This is a genomic window from Citrobacter sp. Cu231 (genome assembly GCF_030332265.1).
In the GTDB taxonomy this organism is placed as follows: domain Bacteria; phylum Pseudomonadota; class Gammaproteobacteria; order Enterobacterales; family Enterobacteriaceae; genus Citrobacter; species Citrobacter meridianamericanus.
The window spans coordinates 355908-374488 of record NZ_JAOWIE010000029.1; the positions used below are offsets into that span (position 1 = coordinate 355908).

Annotated in this window: 16 protein-coding genes and 1 riboswitch; of the genes, 9 read left to right on the plus strand and 7 right to left on the minus strand. The window is 52.3% G+C overall.

All coding sequences use genetic code 11. The features are described from left to right. Window positions 1-243 precede the first annotated feature (243 nt). The 4 genes from OGY15_RS04750 (at window position 244) to OGY15_RS04765 (ending at window position 5137) form a co-directional block, all read left to right on the plus strand. Complete coding sequence (locus OGY15_RS04750) at window positions 244-807, plus strand: fimbrial protein (protein ID WP_151217740.1); 564 nt, start codon at window positions 244-246, stop codon at window positions 805-807. A 67-nt stretch (window positions 808-874) separates the two neighbouring features. Then, entirely contained in the window at window positions 875-3322 is a 2448-nt protein-coding gene (locus OGY15_RS04755) for a fimbria/pilus outer membrane usher protein (RefSeq protein ID WP_286538543.1), read from the plus strand. A gap of 13 nt (window positions 3323-3335) precedes the next feature. Continuing rightward, entirely contained in the window at window positions 3336-4067 is a 732-nt protein-coding gene (locus tag OGY15_RS04760) for a fimbrial biogenesis chaperone (protein ID WP_278238324.1), read from the plus strand. After that, complete coding sequence (locus tag OGY15_RS04765) at window positions 4064-5137, plus strand: fimbrial protein (RefSeq protein WP_187259018.1); 1074 nt, start codon at window positions 4064-4066, stop codon at window positions 5135-5137. The genes OGY15_RS04760 and OGY15_RS04765 overlap by 4 nt, the downstream gene beginning before the upstream one ends. Before the next feature lie 60 nt (window positions 5138-5197). Here OGY15_RS04765 and ribB read toward each other — a convergent pair whose 3' ends face one another. Beyond that, window positions 5198-5851, minus strand: a complete 654-nt coding sequence (gene ribB / locus OGY15_RS04770) for a 3,4-dihydroxy-2-butanone-4-phosphate synthase (RefSeq protein WP_286538548.1) — start codon at window positions 5849-5851, stop codon at window positions 5198-5200. 105 nt (window positions 5852-5956) lie between these two features. Next, window positions 5957-6106, minus strand: a riboswitch (FMN riboswitch). 132 nt (window positions 6107-6238) lie between these two features. On the opposite strand from ribB, the gene ubiK reads away from it, so the two are divergent. Continuing rightward, window positions 6239-6535 (plus strand): ubiquinone biosynthesis accessory factor UbiK, encoded by a 297-nt coding sequence (gene ubiK, locus OGY15_RS04775; protein ID WP_151217743.1) that lies wholly within the window; start codon window positions 6239-6241, stop codon window positions 6533-6535. Between the two features lie 32 nt (window positions 6536-6567). Here ubiK and glgS read toward each other — a convergent pair whose 3' ends face one another. Beyond that, complete coding sequence (gene glgS / locus OGY15_RS04780) at window positions 6568-6774, minus strand: cell surface composition regulator GlgS (protein WP_086523459.1); 207 nt, start codon at window positions 6772-6774, stop codon at window positions 6568-6570. A 261-nt stretch (window positions 6775-7035) separates the two neighbouring features. Here glgS and OGY15_RS04785 point away from each other — a divergent pair, with 261 nt between their 5' ends. Continuing rightward, entirely contained in the window at window positions 7036-7665 is a 630-nt protein-coding gene (locus OGY15_RS04785) for an OB-fold-containig protein (RefSeq protein WP_151224363.1), read from the plus strand. 24 nt (window positions 7666-7689) lie between these two features. After that, window positions 7690-9351, plus strand: coding sequence for a flotillin family protein (locus OGY15_RS04790; RefSeq protein ID WP_151217745.1), 1662 nt, complete (start codon window positions 7690-7692; stop codon window positions 9349-9351). 48 nt (window positions 9352-9399) lie between these two features. Here the strand turns inward: OGY15_RS04790 and hldE are convergent, their stop codons facing one another. From hldE to OGY15_RS04805, 3 genes are read right to left on the minus strand one after another with little or no spacing between them, the layout of a single operon-like run. After that, on the minus strand, window positions 9400-10833 hold the full coding sequence (gene hldE, locus OGY15_RS04795; protein WP_286538552.1) for a bifunctional D-glycero-beta-D-manno-heptose-7-phosphate kinase/D-glycero-beta-D-manno-heptose 1-phosphate adenylyltransferase HldE: 1434 nt from the start codon (window positions 10831-10833) through the stop codon (window positions 9400-9402). Window positions 10834-10892: 59 nt separating this feature from the next. After that, window positions 10893-13733, minus strand: coding sequence for a bifunctional [glutamate--ammonia ligase]-adenylyl-L-tyrosine phosphorylase/[glutamate--ammonia-ligase] adenylyltransferase (gene glnE / locus OGY15_RS04800; protein WP_286538554.1), 2841 nt, complete (start codon window positions 13731-13733; stop codon window positions 10893-10895). Window positions 13734-13772: 39 nt separating this feature from the next. Beyond that, complete coding sequence (locus OGY15_RS04805; protein WP_151224366.1) at window positions 13773-15074, minus strand: CYTH domain-containing protein; 1302 nt, start codon at window positions 15072-15074, stop codon at window positions 13773-13775. Window positions 15075-15315: 241 nt separating this feature from the next. On the opposite strand from OGY15_RS04805, the gene OGY15_RS04810 reads away from it, so the two are divergent. After that, a complete protein-coding gene (locus OGY15_RS04810) occupies window positions 15316-15936 on the plus strand; it encodes a TIGR04211 family SH3 domain-containing protein (protein WP_048232822.1) in 621 nt (206 codons plus the stop codon). 61 nt (window positions 15937-15997) lie between these two features. Beyond that, window positions 15998-17239 carry a multifunctional CCA addition/repair protein gene (locus tag OGY15_RS04815; RefSeq protein ID WP_252838744.1) on the plus strand — a complete coding sequence of 414 codons (1242 nt, stop codon included), beginning with the start codon at window positions 15998-16000 and terminating at the stop codon, window positions 17237-17239. 59 nt (window positions 17240-17298) lie between these two features. Here OGY15_RS04815 and bacA read toward each other — a convergent pair whose 3' ends face one another. Then, window positions 17299-18117, minus strand: a complete 819-nt coding sequence (bacA, locus tag OGY15_RS04820; RefSeq protein ID WP_151224367.1) for an undecaprenyl-diphosphate phosphatase — start codon at window positions 18115-18117, stop codon at window positions 17299-17301. An 86-nt stretch (window positions 18118-18203) separates the two neighbouring features. Beyond that, on the minus strand, window positions 18204-18572 hold the full coding sequence (gene folB, locus OGY15_RS04825) for a bifunctional dihydroneopterin aldolase/7,8-dihydroneopterin epimerase (protein WP_286538559.1): 369 nt from the start codon (window positions 18570-18572) through the stop codon (window positions 18204-18206). Window positions 18573-18581 lie beyond the last annotated feature (9 nt).

An 18581-nucleotide genomic window follows, 5' to 3' on the forward strand; every position in this document is an offset into this window, starting at 1 on the left:
TAAAGAAATATCTTTCTGCTTCTGGTACAAGAAAACATAATAAAACCTCACACATTCCGATTTTTAGCACTAAAGCAAATATAATATTAAATTTATATATATTTAAATTTAATTAGTGGCGGGGCAAATTCTGAATTCAGTGCAAGCACGAACATCCAGGGAATACCTGATGATATAATTTTAAAAAAGGCGGCGTGCTTTGACTTGTATATCAAGGATATTTTCACCACTAAAGGAATGTATATGAAATCAGTAAATAAGGCGTTATTGGCTCTTACTATTGCCACATTAACCTCCAGCTATGCCTTCGCCGATGTTGACGGCGGTAGCGGCAAAATCACCTTCACCGGTACCGTTATCAACGCGCCATGCGCTATTCAACCTGACGATATTGATAAGCAGGTCGAATTGGGTGAAGTGCCTGCCTCCTACATTAATACTAACGGGCATTCTGATGCGGTAGATTCAAGCCTGCATTTGATCAATTGCAATCTGCCAAACTCGAACAATGGCAGCGACGTACCCGTGAGTAAAGTCGAAGTCACCTTCAACAGCGACAGCGTTACAACGGAAGACACCAGCCTGTTGAGCAATACCTTCGCCAGCGGCGCGCAGAATGTTGGCGTACGTCTGTTGGACAAATCAAGTACAAATATTACTCTGGGAACAGCCAAAAGCATTGATTTAATCTCCACCTCCGCAACCCAAATCCTTCCCTTTATGGCCTATATGCAAAAAATTGGCTCAACGGATGTCACCGTAGGTGCTGTCGCCGCAACGGCAACCTACAGACTGACTTATAAGTAGTCACGCAATGGTGGCCGGATGGCCACCATTTAACACTTGTAACGCTTGGGTATAGGTAAGGATTGCCATGAATACCTGCAAGATTGCGGCCTGCGGATGTGGGTTGCTGTTGTCATTTTCAGCTATGGCCGTCGAATTCAACCTGAACGTGCTGGATAAATCCATGCGTAACAGTGTTGATCTCTCGCTATTAAAAGATGATTCCGCAATAGCGCCAGGGAGCTACTTTGTTACCGTCGCTGTGAATAAAAACCAAATATCATCAGGCCGCCAGTTGACCTGGAAAAAACATGGTGAGAGCGTTGCCGTCTGTATTCCTTCTGACCTCGCCAGGCAACTGGGGTTGAAAGAAAAGATTTTAAATTCACTGCCAGTACACCACGATTGCATAGATTTTGCCGAATACAACGATATTGCCTTCAACTTAGATATGGCAAATCAACGCCTGGATATCAGTGTCCCCCAGGTTTTATTGGCATGGAAGTCAGAAAGCTGGATGCCCCCCTCAAGCTGGGATCATGGTGTGAACGGTCTGCTGTTCGACTACAACCTATTCGCCAGCACCTATCGCCCCGACACAGGTGGAAGCACAGAAAATCTAAACTCCTATGGCACCGCGGGCCTGAACATGGGTGCCTGGCGCTTACGCAGCGATTATCAGGTCAGCCAAAATCGCAGCGACGAAAATATCCAAACGACGCGAAGTATTTCGCGTACCTATCTTTTTCGCCCCCTCCCTACAATAGGAGCGAAACTCACGCTGGGCGAGACAGATTTAAGCTCCAATATCTTTGATGGCTTTTCCTATAATGGCGCATCTCTGGCCAGCGACGACCGTATGCTGCCGTGGGAATTACGTGGTTATGCCCCACAAATCAGCGGCATCGCGCAAACCAATGCCACAGTCACCGTTAGCCATTCCGGTCGCGTAATTTATCAAACCAAAGTTGCCCCTGGTCCCTTTGTTATTACCGATCTCAATCAATCGGTACAGGGAACGCTGGACGTGAAAATCACCGAAGAAGACGGCCGAACCAATACATTTCAGGTTTCTGCAGCCTCCACACCTTTCCTGACCCGCGAAGGGCAAGTTCGCTACAAAATCGCCGCGGGTCGTGCACGCCCGGACATCTCGCATCACGTGATTGATGACTCCTTCGTGAGTAGCGAAGCTTCATGGGGAATGCTGTCGAACACATCTCTCTATGGCGGGATCCTCGCTGCGGGCAACGATTATCGCTCAGCGGCAGTGGGTATTGGACAAAACATGCTTTGGCTGGGCGCGCTCTCATTTGACGTTACGCACTCCCGCAGTACTTTCGAGGACGGTCATGAAGAAAGTGGTCTCAGCTATCGTCTGAACTACAGTAAACGTTTTGATGCAACGAACAGCCAGATCTCACTCGCCGCCTACCGTTTTTCCGAACGTGAATTTCATAGTTATGCCAACTTTGTCGCCCATCAGTACAATGAAGCTGATACTCAGGACGAAAAGCAGACCGTAAGCATCGCCTTCAATCAGCCAATTGATCCTCTGCGGATGAATCTCTACGTCAGCGCACTGCGTCAGCAATGGTGGGATGGCGACAGCTCCACTACCGCATCGGTTACCGCCGGGTTTAATTTCGATATTGGCGACTGGAAAGGTTTATCACTGTCAACATCCTTCAGCACAACGCACTACGAGGAGAGTGATAACGATAAGCAAGTTTACGTTTCGCTCTCCGCTCCCTTCGACTTTGGTCGACGGTTGAATTATGACATGCGTAACAGTAGCAATACGACTAACACGCTCTCATGGAATGATTCATCCGATCCGCATAATACCTGGGGCGTATCCGCAGGAACCGCAACCGACAGGCCACATAACGGCGCGCAGTTCAGAGGCAACTACCAGCATGTCACCCCCGCTGGCGAACTACAGTTCTCCGGAAGCTACGCGGCCAGCGACTATACTTCCGCCAGCGCAAGCTGGAGCGGTTCAATGACCGCAACAGGCAGCGGCATCGCGTTGCATCGTCGTAGCTTTGGCAATGAGCCCAGGGTCATGGTCGGGGCCGATGGCGTGGCCGACATTCCTGTACAGGGAGATAGCAACCGCACCAACAGTTTGGGCTATGCGGTGGTGCCAATGGTTTCCAGCTACCAGCCCTCAACCATCGCGGTCAATATGAACGATCTGCCTGACGGCGTGACCGTTGATGAAACGATCACTCGCCAAACCTGGACCGAAGGTGCCATTGGCTACAAAGGGCTGATATCCCGCGCTGGCAAAAATATTACCGTCGGCATCAGAATGGAAAATGGCGACTTCCCGCCGCTCGGCGCGATCGTGCGGCAGATTGAAAGCAATACCGAAGTGGGAATGGTCAGCGAAGATGGCCATGCGTGGCTTGGTGGTGTCGACAGTAGGCAGCAATTTACCGTGCAGTGGGGTGACAAACAGACCTGCACCATCGCATTACCGGACTCGCTGGATATCTCCATGCAAGGTCTGATTTTACCTTGTCATTAATTAAGGATGAAAAATGACATTATTCAAAGGATTAACAATAGTACTACTCGCCTTATCACTCACCTGCCAGGCGGCAATTCAGCCCGACAGAACGCGGATAATATTTAACGGCAACGAAAAAGCCAGCAGCCTGAAGCTCGAAAATCAGAGCAAGCAGTTGCCTTATCTGGCTTACTCATGGATTGAAGATGAAAAAGGAAATAAAGATGACACCTTTTTAGTTGCTCTACCACCAATCCAGCGGTTAAATCCCGGCGCAATTTCACAAGTGAGGATCGTTAAGCAGGATAAAGCGCGTTCACTGCCTCAGGATCGGGAATCGTTGTTTTATTTTAATGTCCGGGAAATTCCACCTGAGCCAGAAAATAAAGGTAGCAATGCCGTAGTACAAATGGCATTGCAATCCCGCATGAAATTGTTCTGGCGACCCGCCGCATTAAAGAAAAAACCGGGAGTCGAAGTCGAACATCAGCTTAAAATAAGTCAGCAGGGAAATACGCTGTTGGTCAATAATCCTACCGCCTACTACATTACGTTGGCTTTTTTTGGCAAAGACAGCAAAAGCCAATTGTCGGGCTTTAGCAGTAAGATGATTCCCCCTTTTTCCTCTGCCACATTAAATGCCGGCGGTTATAACGGAAATACATTCGCACTGGGATATATGGATGATTATGGCGGACTGCGCATGCTGAACGTGAAATGCTATGGTCAGTGCGATCTTATCGTGCCGGAGGCCAGAAAATGATCCGCACGCTACGGTTATTTCTGTTGTTAATATTCATCGCTATCCCTTTTCGTTCCGCGCTGGCGGTTCACTGCTATCTGGGAGCCTCCGGTGGTCCTGTTGAAGGTTATACCGCTATCGAGCCGTTTGCAGTCCCTAACAACGCTAAACCCGGGGACAAAATCTGGGAAAGCAACGATATAAAAATCCCCGTCTACTGCGATAACGCAACCTCCGAAAATGCTTATAGCAGCGAAAACGTCTACGCATGGGTCAACCCCTACACCTCAGTCAACGATACCTATTATCAACTGGGCGTCACCTATGAAGGCATTGATTATGACGCCACGCAAGGTGCGGTCAGCATTGATACGCACCAGTGCATTGATAATCAGAAGCTTAAGATCTATACCCCAGCGCAAATCAGAGCCAGTGGTTGGGAGCACTACCTTTGCTCAGGAAACGCGGACGATACGCACTACTCGAGAACGTTTGTGGCCCGTATGCGTCTGTACGTAAAAATCATATCCATGCCTCCCCACGACTACACCAGCAGTATCGGCGATTATATTCTGGTGCAGTTTGATGGCGTTGGCGGTATTAACGTTAGCCCGGATGCTGCCAATCTCAAATATCATGTTACGGGATTAGATCAAATCCGCGTACTGGACTGCAGCGTAAAATTCAACATTTTTCCGGAAAACCAAACCATCGATTTTGGCACCTTTAATAATATGGAAATTAACGCCAAAACCTTGACCAAAAGCTTTTCCATTAAGACAACCAAGAATCAGGGTGCAGAAAGCGGGTGTACCGACACGTTTAAAGTTTCGTCCTCATTTTATACGACAGAAGAATTGGCTGAGGATGATAAATCGTTAAGAATCGGTAATGGTTTGCAGTTAAAAATACGCAATATGGAAGATAATACCTTATCCACCTTTAACGCATACTCTGAATATGCCGAGTTTGACACAGAATTACTGACCAGAGAGAAAAGCTATCAGGCTGAATTAAGTCAGGTCACCGGCGACACCGTGAAGACTGGGCCATTTGAAACAGTAGTTTTATTTAAAATTAACTACAACTAAGCGTAAAAAAGCCGATGGCGTTGCATCGGCTTTTTGCTATTTCACCAGTTCGTCTTACAATTAGCTGGCTTTACGCTCGTGCGCTTGACGATAAGCCACTAAATCTTCGATAGTGACTACAGCCATATTGTGCTTGCCGGCAAACTCAATGCACTGTGGCGCACGCGCCATGGTGCCATCATCATTAGTCAATTCGCACAGCACACCTGCCGGTTTAAACCCTGCCAGCGTCATCAGGTCGATGGTCGCTTCAGTATGACCACCGCGGGTTAACACGCCACCAGCCTGAGCACGCAGCGGGAACACGTGCCCCGGACAGTTCAGGTCGGACGGTTTTGCACCCTCTTTAACTGCCGCGCGAACCGTTGTAACACGGTCTGCAGCGGAAACGCCGGTGGTCACGCCTTCAGCGGCTTCAATGGTCACGGTAAAGCCGGTACCATAAGCACTGGTGTTATTTTCAACCATCATTGGCAGATCGAGCTGTTTACGGCGGTCTTCGGTGATGCACAGGCAAACAATACCGCTTCCGTGACGGATGGTCAGCGCCATCTGTTCAACGGTCATGGTCTCTGCCGGGAAAATCATATCGCCTTCGTTTTCACGATCTTCGTCGTCAAGCACCATCACACCGCGTCCTTCACGCAGCGCAGACAGCGCATGTTCAACACGTTCGAAAGGCGTACCAAAAGAGGAAAGTAGCGTCTGATTCATGGTAAAAAAACCTCACTAAAATTATGGTTACCAGAATCAGGGCAGTCTTAGGAGTACCGTCTAAGCGGCAAAAAATAACGTGAGCGGGTCCATGCCCGACTGGATCGTTACTCTCTCCCATCCGGACTTTAACCGTCGGCCCCGGAATTACACCGGATCTGCTGACCTTTGAGTTTGCACTCAAAGCGCTCGCGGGCTTTCAACATCAGTTGATTTACCGCCGGTGGGGAATTTCGCCCCGCCCTGAGAATAAGCGCGTTAACTATAACGCTATTGATTACCTTCATCAACGCCTTTGCTCGGCTTAGCTTCACACAATTCTGGTTTATGCTTGTGCCAGTTCGCACTACAATATGCAGCAACACGTACCAGTTCAGGGAAACCACAATGATTGACCCGAAAAAAATTGAGCAGATTGCTCGTCAGGTTCATGAGTCGATGCCGAAAGGGATCCGCGAGTTTGGCGAAGACGTTGAGAAGAAAATTCGTCAAACGCTTCAGTCACAGCTGACCCGTCTGGATCTGGTAAGCCGTGAAGAGTTTGATGTACAGACTCAGGTTTTGCTGCGTACCCGTGAAAAGCTGGCGCTGCTTGAGCAACGTCTGACCGAGCTGGAATCGCGTGAAACAACGGCAGAAACTAAGCCTGCCCCCGCGATCCCGTCAGTCGATCCGCAAGAGTAAAAACGACAACGGGCCGCAAGGCCCGTTTTCTGTTAGTGTTCCAGTTCCAGCTTCCTGGCCTCCGTCGCCTGCTGGCAGTACAGCGCATAGCGTTTGCAAAACCAGCTACGGTGTTCTTCATCCATATTCCCAGTTATCGCCTGGATATCAACGGGATGGCCCTCAGCCTGCATCCTGGCAAAACTGCGGGCCAGGAAATCGAAATTGTTCATTGAATACATACTACTGTTCATGAGCATACCCTCCAGTTATTGAATATCTGCTAAGGCCATATGCTTTTTCTGATTTCAGTATTTCCCTGGATGCGAAGTTATTCTGCACATATTGTGCGCAAAAAAACCACCAGCTTCACAGTTTCCTACGAAATCTAAGAGGGGGGATGTGCCTCTTTTCGGATTCAAGACAAGGAGAACGCATGTTATTGTAACGTCATGTAAAAGTAAGAGGTAAAACCATTACTTTTGACACTATCAGGGAACGCGGTCGCAGGAGGAAGAAAGTTGGTTTTATTCACGGATTATAACGCCCCCTACCTGTTTGCTATTTCATTTGTCCTGCTGATTGGCTTACTGGAAGTCATCTCTCTTATTTTCGGGCATTTCCTTTCGGGTGCGCTTGATGCGCATCTTGAACATTACGATGCCCTGACTTCCGGCAATATCGGCCAGGCGCTGCACTATTTGAATATCGGACGTATTCCCGCACTTATCGTGCTGTGTTTACTCGCAGGGTTCTTCGGACTCTTCGGCATCCTTCTTCAACATGGTTCGATCACGCTATGGCAAGTACCGCTCAGCAACCTACTGCTTGCTCCGGTGAGTTTTATTCTTGCCGTCTTTGCCGTGCATTACAGCGGAAAAATCATTGCTCCCTGGCTGCCGCGGGATGAAACCACCGCCCTCGCAGAAGATGAGTTTATCGGCTGCATGGCGATTATTACCGGACATTCCGCAAGTGCAGGAACCCCCTGCGAAGGCAAATTTACCGATAAGTTCGGGCAGACTCACTATGTGCTGCTGGAGCCTGAAGCAGGCCAAGAATTCAAAAAAGGAGACAAGGTGCTGATTATCTGCCGACTCTCCGCAACGCGTTACCTGGCCGAGCTAAACCCCTGGCCAAATGTTTTGTAATTTTTACTTTAAGGGAATAACACAATGGATGATGTTTTTGGCATGTTACCTTCATGGATGTTTACCGCCATTGTGGCGGTGGTCGTCTTATTAATTATCGGGATTATCTTTGCCCGCCTGTATCGCCGCGCGTCTGCTGAACAGGCGTTTGTACGTACCGGACTTGGCGGGCAAAAAGTGGTGATGAGCGGCGGCGCAATTGTCATGCCCATCTTCCACGAAATTATTCCTATCAACATGAACACCCTCAAACTTGAGGTGAGCCGTTCGACTGTCGACAGCCTCATCACCAAAGACCGTATGCGCGTGGATGTTGTCGTCGCCTTTTTCGTGCGTGTAAAACCGTCTGTTGAAGGGATTGCTACCGCCGCACAGACGCTGGGACAGCGAACGCTGTCACCAGAGGATTTACGTGTGCTAATAGAAGATAAGTTTGTCGATGCCCTGCGTGCCACTGCGTCGCAGATGACCATGCATGAACTGCAGGATACGCGTGAAAACTTCGTTCAGGGCGTACAAAATACCGTCGCGGAAGACCTGTCCAAAAACGGCCTGGAACTCGAGAGCGTTTCACTCACCAACTTTAACCAGACCGAAAAAGTCCATTTCAACCCGAATAACGCCTTTGATGCCGAGGGTCTGACCAAGCTGACCCAGGAAACAGAACGCCGTCGCCGCGAACGTAACGAAGTCGAGCAGGACGTTGAAGTTGCGGTGCGCGAGAAAAACCGTGATGCGCTGGCGCGCAAGCTGGAGATCGAGCAGCAGGAAGCCTTCATGACGCTTGAGCAGGAGCAGCAGGTGAAGACCCGCACGGCCGAGCAAAACGCCAAAATTGCCGCATTCGAAGCTGAACGTCATCGTGAAGCTGAGCAGACACGCATTCTTGCCGAACGCCAGATTCAGGAAACGGAAATCGAGCGCGAACAGGCGGTGCGATCAAGAAAAGTCGAGGCCGAGCGTGAAGTTCGCATCAAAGAGATCGAACAGCAGCAGGCAACGGAGATCGCCAACCAAACCAAGTCCATCGCCATTGCCGCCAAGTCCGAACAGCAGTCTCAGGCCGAAGCGCGTGCTAACGATGCCCTGGCCGAAGCGGTTCGCGCCCAGCAGAACGTAGAAACCACCCGCCAGACCGCAGAAGCGGATCGAGCCAAACAGGTTGCGCTGATCGCCGCTGCGCAGGATGCAGAAACCCAGGCGGTTGAACTGACCGTCCGGGCAAAAGCCGAAAAAGAAGCCGCAGAATTGCAGGCGGCAGCAATTGTTGAACTGGCCGAAGCGACGCGGAAAAAAGGTCTGGCGGAAGCCGAAGCCCAGCGTGCGCTCAACGATGCCATCAACGTGCTTTCCGACGAACAGACCAGCCTGAAATTTAAGCTGGCTCTGCTGCAGTCTCTGCCAGCGGTTATTGAGAAATCCGTTGAGCCAATGAAGTCTATCGACGGAATCAAGATTATTCAGGTTGATGGCCTGAATCGTGGCGGCGCCGTCGGTGAAGTAAGCGCAGGTAACGTAAGCAGTGGAAATTTGGCTGAGCAGGCATTATCAGCAGCTCTTGCCTATCGTACACAAGCGCCGCTGATTGATTCGCTGTTAAATGAAATTGGCTTATCCGGCGGTTCACTGTCGGCACTGGCCGAGCCGCTGAAATCTGTGGAAAGCAACGCTGTGACTCAGGAATAAACCGTAATAATGCCGGATAGTGTCGCTATCCGGCTATCAGGTCAGAGCTCACTTATCGCTGTCTTTCTGGATCTTCTTGATGATATTGGTCGTTGAGCAGCCATCTTCGAAGTTCAGCACCAGCACTTCACCGCCGTTTGCCCATACCTCTTTGCTACCCGCAATATCTTCCGGCTTATAGTCGCCGCCTTTAACCAGCAGATCCGGCAGGATGCCGGCGATCAGACGCTGCGGTGTATCTTCTTCAAACGAGACCACCCAGTCGACGGATTCCAGCGCGCCCAACACGATCATGCGCTGTTCCAGCGGGTTGACTGGACGCGTTTCGCCTTTCAGACGTTTGGTCGATGCATCGCTGTTTACCGCCACGATCAGGCGATCGCCCAGCTTGCGCGCATTCGCCAGATAAGAAACGTGGCCCGCATGCAGGATGTCGAACACGCCGTTGGTCATCACCACTTTCTCACCACGCTTGCGCGCGCTGGCAACGGCCTGTTTCAGCTCAGATTCGTTCATCACGCCAAAACCAGTATCAGCCCGGCCACGCACAGCGTTTTCGAGTTCAATCGGAGAAACGGTGGAGGTTCCCAGTTTACCGACCACAACACCGGCTGCAGCGTTAGCAAAATAGCACGCCTCTTCCAGTGAATTACCCGCCGCCAGCGTCGCCGCCAGCACACCGATTACCGTATCGCCCGCACCGGTCACGTCATACACTTCCTGCGCCTGCGTCGGCATATGCAGTGGCGATTTGCCCGGTTGCAGCAACGTCATACCCTGTTCTGAACGGGTAACCAGCAGTGCGGAAAGGTCGAAATCAGCAATCAATTTCATGCCGCGCTCAACCAGTTCATCTTCGCTTTTGCATTTACCGACTACCGCTTCAAACTCAGACAGGTTGGGCGTCAGCAGCGTTGCGCCGCGGTAGCGTTCAAAATCGGTCCCTTTCGGATCGATAAGTACCGGCACGCCAGCCTTACGCGCCAGCGCAATCATCTGCTGCACGCTTGCCAGCGCGCCTTTGGCGTAATCGGAGAGCACCAGAGCGCCAATAGAGCCCAGCGCCTGATTAATACGCTCGTGCAGCGGTTGCGGATCCACGCCTTCAAAACCCTCTTCGAAATCCAGGCGAATCAACTGCTGGTTGCGGGAGAGCACGCGCAGTTTGGTGATTGTCGGATGCGTCGGCACGGAAACGAAATCGCATTTTACGTTCACATCCGCCAGTGTTTTGCTCAGCGCCTGCGCCGCGTCGTCAATACCGGTCAAACCCACCAGACGGGAATTTGCACCCAGAGAGGCAATGTTCATCGCCACGTTTGCTGCGCCACCGGGACGTTCTTCGATGGTATCGACCTTCACCACCGGAACCGGCGCTTCAGGTGAAATACGGTTGGTAGGACCGTACCAGTAGCGATCCAGCATCACATCACCGACAACCATGACTCCTGCACGTTCAAACTCTGGCAGCGTTACTTTCATTCCTGTCTCCTGAGAGATTCTCTGAGGGTCTTAAAATTTGCGCGCGATAATAGCACACTTCACTCGGCAACCAGCCACTTCTGCCAGCTGTCATGCACCAGCGTACGTTCAGCGTTGAAGTGTTCCGGCGCTACATGGCCTGGAAGTTCCTGCAACGCAAGATGGTGCAGTTCGTCGCGCAGCGTTGTATAAGCGCGGGTAAGTGCCAGCGCTTCCTGCTCATCCATAATGTCGTTTTGTGCCAGTAATTCCAGAATGCGCACGTTATCCGACCAGCGCGTCAGCTTCGGTTTTTCATGCGCATAGCGCAGCACTAAATATTGCGTAATAAACTCAATGTCGGTAATGCCACCTTCGTCAGCTTTAATATCAAAGCGATCGCGATGCTTATTGCCCAAATGGGCGCGCATTTTCTCACGCATTTCACGCACGTCGGTCTGCAAGGTTTTTCCATCACGGACGAGGGTCATGATATCGCGACGAATCGCATCAAACTGAGAGGTCAACTGCGGGTCGCCGTATACCACGCGAGCACGCACCAGCGCCTGATGCTCCCACGTCCACGCTTCGTTGCGTTGGTAATCGGCGAAAGCGTCGATTGATGTCACCAGCATTCCCGCCGCGCCGGATGGACGCAGCCGCGCATCCACTTCGTACAAAATACCAGACGAGGTGCGGGTGCTGAAAAGGTGCATAATGCGCTGCGACAAACGCAGATAGAACTGTCGCCCGTCAATCTCACGCTCACCGTCCGTCATTACGTCCATCGGACAATCATGCAGGAAGATCAAATCAAGATCCGAACTGTAGCCCAGTTCCCAGCCGCCCAGTTTGCCATAGCCAACGACGGCAAAACCGCGCCCCTCACGCTCGTCAAGATGGGTAGGTTGCCCGTAGCGGGCGACCATTTGCGTCCACGCCTGCTGGACTACCGCATCGATCATGGCTTCCGCCAGCCAGGTTAAGTGGTCGCTCACCTTCATCACTGGCAGCGTACCGGCAATATCAGCCGCGGCAATTCGCAAAAGCTGCGTTTGCTTAAACTGTCGCAGCGCTTCCAGTTGCTGTTCTTCGTCATCTTCCGGTACGCGCAGCAAATACTGGCGCAGCTCATCACGGTAAGCATCCGTCGCGGTGGGTTGATACAGGGTGTTCGGATCCAGCAGTTCATCGAGCAACAGCGGATACCGCGCCAGCTGGCTGGCAATCATCGGCGAGGCGGCACAGAGTGAAATCAGGTGCTTAAGCGCTCCCGGGAATTCGCTCAGCAGCTCCAGATAGGTGGTGCGGGTCACAATGCCGACCAGCAGCGGAGTGATGCGCGACAGCGGTATTGAGGCGTCGTCACGCGTACAGACATCGCTCAACAGATGCGGCATTAAATGATCCAGCACCTGGCGTCCACGTGGGCCAATAGTGCGTTTATCCAGCTCTTTGCGGAAATCAGCAATCAGAGACAGCACGCGCCGGCGATCGTCATCTGCCAGATGCGTCAGCACCGGCGTGGTATCATCTTCCTGTAATGCGTCCTGCCACAGTTCGCGCCACTGCTCAGAGAGCGATTCTTCCTGGGTTTCAGCTTCGTCATCGCCAATCAGCTCGTTGAATACCCGGCGCACATTGTCCATATGATTGACCAGCACATCGGTTAACTGCTGCCAGTCATCAACGTTCATCCCCCACGCCAGTCGCGCGCGATTCAGTTCATCGCCCGGCAGCGTCTGGGTCTGCTCATCATTGATACTTTGCAGCAGATTTTCCAGGCGGCGCAAATAGAGATAGGCTGCGCGCAGTTGTTCCGCGTCGGTATCAGACAGCAGATGCAATTCATTGATGGCGCTGAGCGTCGGTAACAGCGATCGGGATTGCAGAGACGGCTCGCGCCCACCGCGAATAAGCTGGAATACCTGCACGATAAATTCGATTTCACGAATACCGCCCGCCCCCAGCTTAATGTTGTCTTTCAGGCCTCGGCGGCGCACTTCACGGGCAATCATCCCTTTCATGTTTCGCAGAGACTGGATCACGCTGAAATCAATATAGCGGCGGAAGACAAATGGCCGCAGCATCGCGCGAAGTTCACTGACGTAGGTACCGTCGGAATCGCCCATAATGCGGGCTTTGACCATCGCATAACGTTCCCAGTCGCGCCCTTGTTCCTGGTAATAATCTTCAAGCGCAGAGAAACTCAGCACCAGCGGGCCGCTGTCGCCAAACGGGCGTAAACGCATGTCCACCCGATAGACAAAACCATCCATTGTGGGCTGATCCAACACCTTGATGAGCCGCTGCCCCATGCGAGTAAAGAACTGCGCGTTCTCCAGCTCGCGACGCCCGCCCTGCGTACTGCCGTGCTCCGGCCAGGCAAAAATCAGGTCAATATCAGAGGAAAAATTCAGCTCGCCGCCGCCGAGTTTTCCCATACCTAAAATCAGCAGCGGCTGCGCAACACCTTCAGGATTACAGGGCGTTCCCCACTCGCGACAGCAGGCGGCGTATAACCAGTCACGCGCGGCGACGATCAACGTTTCAGCCAGATGACTTAGCTGCTGCAAAATACTCTCTTCGGTCACCAGCGACAGTGTCTGCGCCCAGGCGATACGCACCATGATACGACGGCGAAACAAGCGCAGCTCACGCATCAGCGTGTTTTCGTCGCTGACATCGACCAATGCTTGCTGTAACCACTCGGCATAATGTTGCCATTCATCCGCCTGAGGTGGCGTACTTTCCAGCTCAGACAGCCATTCGGGATGGGCAATCATGCTGTCGCGGACAAAATCACTGAATGTAAGCACTGACTTCGCCTGCACGCTAAGCGAGGACTCAGAGATTGCTGCTGGCAGCCGCTCAACAACGGTCGGCCAGTACTGCTGTAACGGTGAAGAGAGCTGCTTCATGTATGGGACATCCTTTGCGTATTGAGGCCTCAACCCTAATTATCGTTTTCCGCTGTGCAGCCAGAACGGTTCCAGCGCGATCGCCTCGTTGCGGAAGTGTTCAATTTCAATATATTGGTTGGCCGCAATGGCGTGACGTAAGCCCTGCCAGTTGGCGATCCATTCCGATGCGACATTTTCGTCGTAGTATCCCGCCAGCATCAGCATGCTATCAATATTGCGCGTCAGGCGCGGCAGCTGATCGACGTACTTATCGCCCAACGGCTGAGCGAAAGTGGTTTTCAGTTCAGCGGCATGGCGTGAGAGATGCGTATCCGAGAAACGCTTAAAGGAGTCGGCAATTTTACCCTGCGCCTTCGCATCAAGGAACGGCTGCCACCCTTTGGTCACCAGCCATTCGGTTAACGCCAGTTTGGCCATCGCCGTTTGGGTGCTGTAAACCGCCGAAACGGCAGACACATCAGACGCGATGATCGCTTCCGACTGGGTCAACAAATCACGTAAGTGAGCGCTCGCTTTTCGTGGCACGCAGCCACCAAACAGCATCAGAATGTGGCGTACCAGCCCCATTGCAGCCAAAACCTCGGCTTTCGCCCCTTTGACGCCGCGTACCCACAGCTCTTCATGGTACTGCCACTGTGATAATGCCAGCTCCAGCGCCGCTTCCATCCCCTGCTCAATACTCGCCTTCGCCGGAACCTGCAAAATGCGCGTCGGTTTGAGTTCACGCGGCGCATTCCCCTGAGCCAGATGATAGCCGCGCGCCGCTTTGCTCAGGCTGCCCTGGCGTAGACCGGCTTGCGAAACCAGCTGGTTTGCCAGCTTCAGTACCGCCCGGGTATCGCCGCTTAGCAGCTCAAGTTCAAGCTCACAGAGAGGTTCAGCACATTCGCCCGCTTTTACTTCCCCGAGATCGAGGGCGATTTCAATACGGCTGCCGTCAACATCCAGGCACCATTTCTCACGATAAAAATCGGTGCTGAACAGTGGTTGCACCTGAGAGGCAAGTTCAGCAGGCAGTTCGCCATCTGGCCAGACTTCCGTTGGGAACAAGGCGAGATCCAGCTCAGGCACGCTCAGCGCAACGTTAAATTCCGGTCGCTGATGCAGGCCGCCCGTCACGCGTCCGGCAATTTTCATGGTCATTTCGTAATGACCGTTTTCACCGCGAATACGCAGCCCCATATCGTGATTACGCAACCACGCATCCGGCGTTTCGTAGTAAATATTCAGCAACTGGCTGGGCGCATGATGCTCTCCCCCCAGCGTATTCAGACATTCACGCAGCGCATCTACAGCGTCACTATTGACGATAAATTTTAATTCGATTTCCTGGGCCATGGTCTTGTACTTATGGGTTATGTCACAGTTGAGAAAACTGACTGCGAACTAAGTTCGTTCTTTATGGTCAGTAGATAGTATTTTGCGCCAAATTGCCATGCAACGAGCAATTTGACGGGCGTAAAAGTTTCGGGTGGTGGCAAAAAGGACACAGATGATTCCGATTGATGTCGAATGCTTTGCGTAGAGACACTGATGCCACTACTATCGTTCCACTTTCTATGACAATAACGACAGCCTGATGCCAAAATTACGCCTGATTGGATTAACTTTACTCGCACTTAGCGCCACTGCAGTCTCTCATGCCGAAGAAAAGCGCTATGTCTCTGACGAACTGAACACCTGGGTCCGCAGCGGTCCGGGAGATAATTATCGCCTCGTGGGTACGGTTAACGCCGGCGAGGAAGTCACGCTATTACAGACCGATGCCAACACCAACTACGCCCAGGTGAAAGACAGCACCGGACGTACCGCCTGGATCCCACTGAAAGAGCTGAACAGTACGCCGAGCCTGCGTACCCGCGTTCCCGACCTGGAAAACCAGGTTAAGACCTTGACCGATAAGCTCAATAATATCGATACCACATGGAATCAGCGTACCGCCGACATGCAGCAAAAGGTAGCACAAAGCGACAGCGTGATTGACGGGCTGAAACAAGAAAACCAGAAGCTGAAGAACGAACTTATCGTGGCGCAAAAGAAGGTGAGCGCAGCCAACCTTCAGCTTGATGACAAGCAGCGTACTATCATCATGCAATGGTTTATGTATGGCGGCGGCGTGCTGGGTCTTGGTCTGCTGCTCGGTCTGGTTCTGCCACACATGATCCCAAGCCGTAAACGCAAAGATCGCTGGATGAACTGAATCGCCTTCTCCGCCACACTGACATATGATTAAGGAATGTTTTTTTCAAAAGGAAAGTGGCGTGAAGATTTATCTGGTCGGTGGTGCAGTTCGGGATGCGTTATTAGGGCTACCGATTAAAGATAAAGATTGGGTCGTAGTCGGCGCCACGCCGCAAGGAATGCTCAACGCGGGTTACCAGCAGGTAGGTCGCGATTTTCCCGTGTTTCTGCACCCGCAAACCCGGGAAGAGTATGCGCTGGCACGTACTGAACGTAAATCAGGCTCAGGATATACCGGATTCACCTGCTACGCCGCGCCAGATGTGACGCTGGAGGCCGATCTTCAGCGTCGCGACCTGACCATCAACGCAATGGCCCGCGATGACGACGGGGAGATTATCGACCCGTATAATGGACTCGACGATCTGGAAAACCGCCTGCTGCGCCATGTTTCCCCTGCTTTTAGCGAAGATCCGCTACGCGTGTTGCGCGTGGCGCGCTTTGCTGCCCGTTATGCACACCTCGGCTTTCGTATTGCCGACGAAACCATGACGCTGATGCGCGAGATGAACGCCGCTGGCGAGCTGGAACACCTGACGCCAGAGCGCGTGTGGAAAGAAACGGAAGGCGCCTTAACCACCCGTAATCCACACGTTTTTTTTCAGGTCCTGCGCGACTGTGGCGCACTGCGCGTTCTGTTTCCTGAAGTGGATGCCCTGTTCGGCGTCCCTGCGCCCGCGCAATGGCACCCGGAAATTGATACCGGCATTCACACGCTGATGACGCTGTCGATGGCAGCCATGTTAAGCCCGGAGGTCGACGTGCGTTTCGCCACGCTGTGCCACGATCTTGGCAAAGCTTTAACGCCTAAAGCGCTATGGCCGCGCCATCACGGCCACGGTCCGGCGGGCGTTAAGCTGGTCGAGCAACTGTGTCAGCGCCTGCGCGTGCCGAATGACATCCGTGATTTAGCCAAACTGGTGGCCGAGTTCCACGACCTGATTCATACCTTCCCGATCCTGCAGCCGAAAACCATCGTTAAGCTGTTTGATTCCATCGATGCCTGGCGTAAACCGCAGCGCGTGGAGCAAATCGCCCTGACCAGCGAGGCCGACGTGCGTGGGCGAACCGGTTTTGAAGCGGCGGATTACCCGCAAGGCAGGTTGTTGCGCGAGGCCTGGCAGGTTGCGCAGGCGGTACCCACGAAAGATGTCGTGGAAGCGGGATTCAAAGGTCAGGCAATTCGTGAAGAACTGACCCGACGTCGCATCGCAGCGGTGGCTAACTGGAAGGAGAAGCGGTGTCCTAAACCCACCGCCTGAACGGATATCACCCCAGGCCGGATAAGGCGGAACGCCGCCATCCGGCACCAGGTTAGTCATCAGAAGAACACGACGTAAACGGCAGCGGCCACAATAAAGCGGTAAATCGCAAACGGAATGAACGAAATGCGCTTAATCAGCTGCAGGAAGGTTTTGATCGCGACCAGCGCCACAATAAATGCCGTCACGAAGCCAACTGCAAACATCGGTATATCTGATGCGCTGAGGAACGACCAGCTTTTGTAAAGATCCAGCGCCGTGGCGCCCATCATCATCGGTACCGCCAGCAGGAATGAAAACTCAGAAGCCGCGTAACGGCTCACCCCCATCAGCATACCGCCAGAAATCGTCGCACCGGAACGAGAAAAGCCCGGCCACAGCGCCAGACACTGAAAACAGCCAATCATAAACGCCTGGCGATAGGTCATATCATCCAGACCCGGCGCGCGCGGCTCTTTCGGCTTCAGGCATTCTGCGGCAATCAGCAGCACGCCCCCAACCACCAGCGCATACATCACGTTGATCGGGTTAAACAGCGACTTGATGGTGTCGTGGAACACCAGCCCCAGTACAACGGCCGGAATCATCCCCAACAGGATATGTCCCAGCGTCAGCCGACCTTTGCCTGTCCCTTCATGTGGGTCCTTGCCGAAGTGAATGCCGATCAGGCCAAACAAACGTCGCCAGAACATCACCACCACTGCCAGAATAGACCCCAACTGGATCACCACCTCGAATGTTTTTGCGGTATCACCCTCAAAACCCAACAGGTGGCCAACAATAATCATATGGCCGGTACTGGAAACGGGTAAAAATTCCGTCAATCCTTCGACCACACCCAAAATTGCCGCCACCAGCAGCGAGTGCATATCACTCATTAATAAACCCCTAGATAGAGAAACCACGGCAAAAAAGAGCCGACGAAAGGACTCTTTTATACCCGTTTGATTTAGAAATTATTAAATTAATTATTTTCTTTCAGATTATTGCCACGCTCAATGACGACCCCGACGTTTGCCGCACGGGCTACCGCACCAGGTTTACTGAGTTTGATCCGCACCCATGGTGAATTAAAGCGGCTAAGTAGCATATCCGCCACCTCTTCCGCCACACGTTCTACCAGCGCAAAACGCCCACATTCCACATGGTTAACAACCGTTTGTGCAATATCAGCATAGCTCAGGCAATCAGCCACATCATCGCTTTTAGCCGCTTTGCGGTTATCCCACGCCATTTCGATATCGAACACCAACTGCTGTTCAATCGTTTGTTCCCAGTCGTAAACACCGATAGTGGTGATTACGGAAAGTTGCTCTATAAATACAATATCCATCACGACCTG

Coding starts and splice junctions, on each gene's coding strand:
- hldE (WP_286538552.1), bottom strand. CDS start 10,833: ATGAAAGTAACGCTGCCAGAGTTTGAACGTGCAGGAGTCATGGTTGTC.
- OGY15_RS04755 (WP_286538543.1), top strand. CDS start 875: ATGAATACCTGCAAGATTGCGGCCTGCGGATGTGGGTTGCTGTTGTCA.
- OGY15_RS04810 (WP_048232822.1), top strand. CDS start 15,316: ATGCCAAAATTACGCCTGATTGGATTAACTTTACTCGCACTTAGCGCC.
- OGY15_RS04760 (WP_278238324.1), top strand. CDS start 3,336: ATGACATTATTCAAAGGATTAACAATAGTACTACTCGCCTTATCACTC.
- ribB (WP_286538548.1), bottom strand. CDS start 5,851: ATGAATCAGACGCTACTTTCCTCTTTTGGTACGCCTTTCGAACGTGTT.
- ubiK (WP_151217743.1), top strand. CDS start 6,239: ATGATTGACCCGAAAAAAATTGAGCAGATTGCTCGTCAGGTTCATGAG.
- glgS (WP_086523459.1), bottom strand. CDS start 6,774: ATGCTCATGAACAGTAGTATGTATTCAATGAACAATTTCGATTTCCTG.
- folB (WP_286538559.1), bottom strand. CDS start 18,572: ATGGATATTGTATTTATAGAGCAACTTTCCGTAATCACCACTATCGGT.
- OGY15_RS04750 (WP_151217740.1), top strand. CDS start 244: ATGAAATCAGTAAATAAGGCGTTATTGGCTCTTACTATTGCCACATTA.
- OGY15_RS04805 (WP_151224366.1), bottom strand. CDS start 15,074: ATGGCCCAGGAAATCGAATTAAAATTTATCGTCAATAGTGACGCTGTA.
- OGY15_RS04790 (WP_151217745.1), top strand. CDS start 7,690: ATGGATGATGTTTTTGGCATGTTACCTTCATGGATGTTTACCGCCATT.
- glnE (WP_286538554.1), bottom strand. CDS start 13,733: ATGAAGCAGCTCTCTTCACCGTTACAGCAGTACTGGCCGACCGTTGTT.
- bacA (WP_151224367.1), bottom strand. CDS start 18,117: ATGAGTGATATGCACTCGCTGCTGGTGGCGGCAATTTTGGGTGTGGTC.
- OGY15_RS04765 (WP_187259018.1), top strand. CDS start 4,064: ATGATCCGCACGCTACGGTTATTTCTGTTGTTAATATTCATCGCTATC.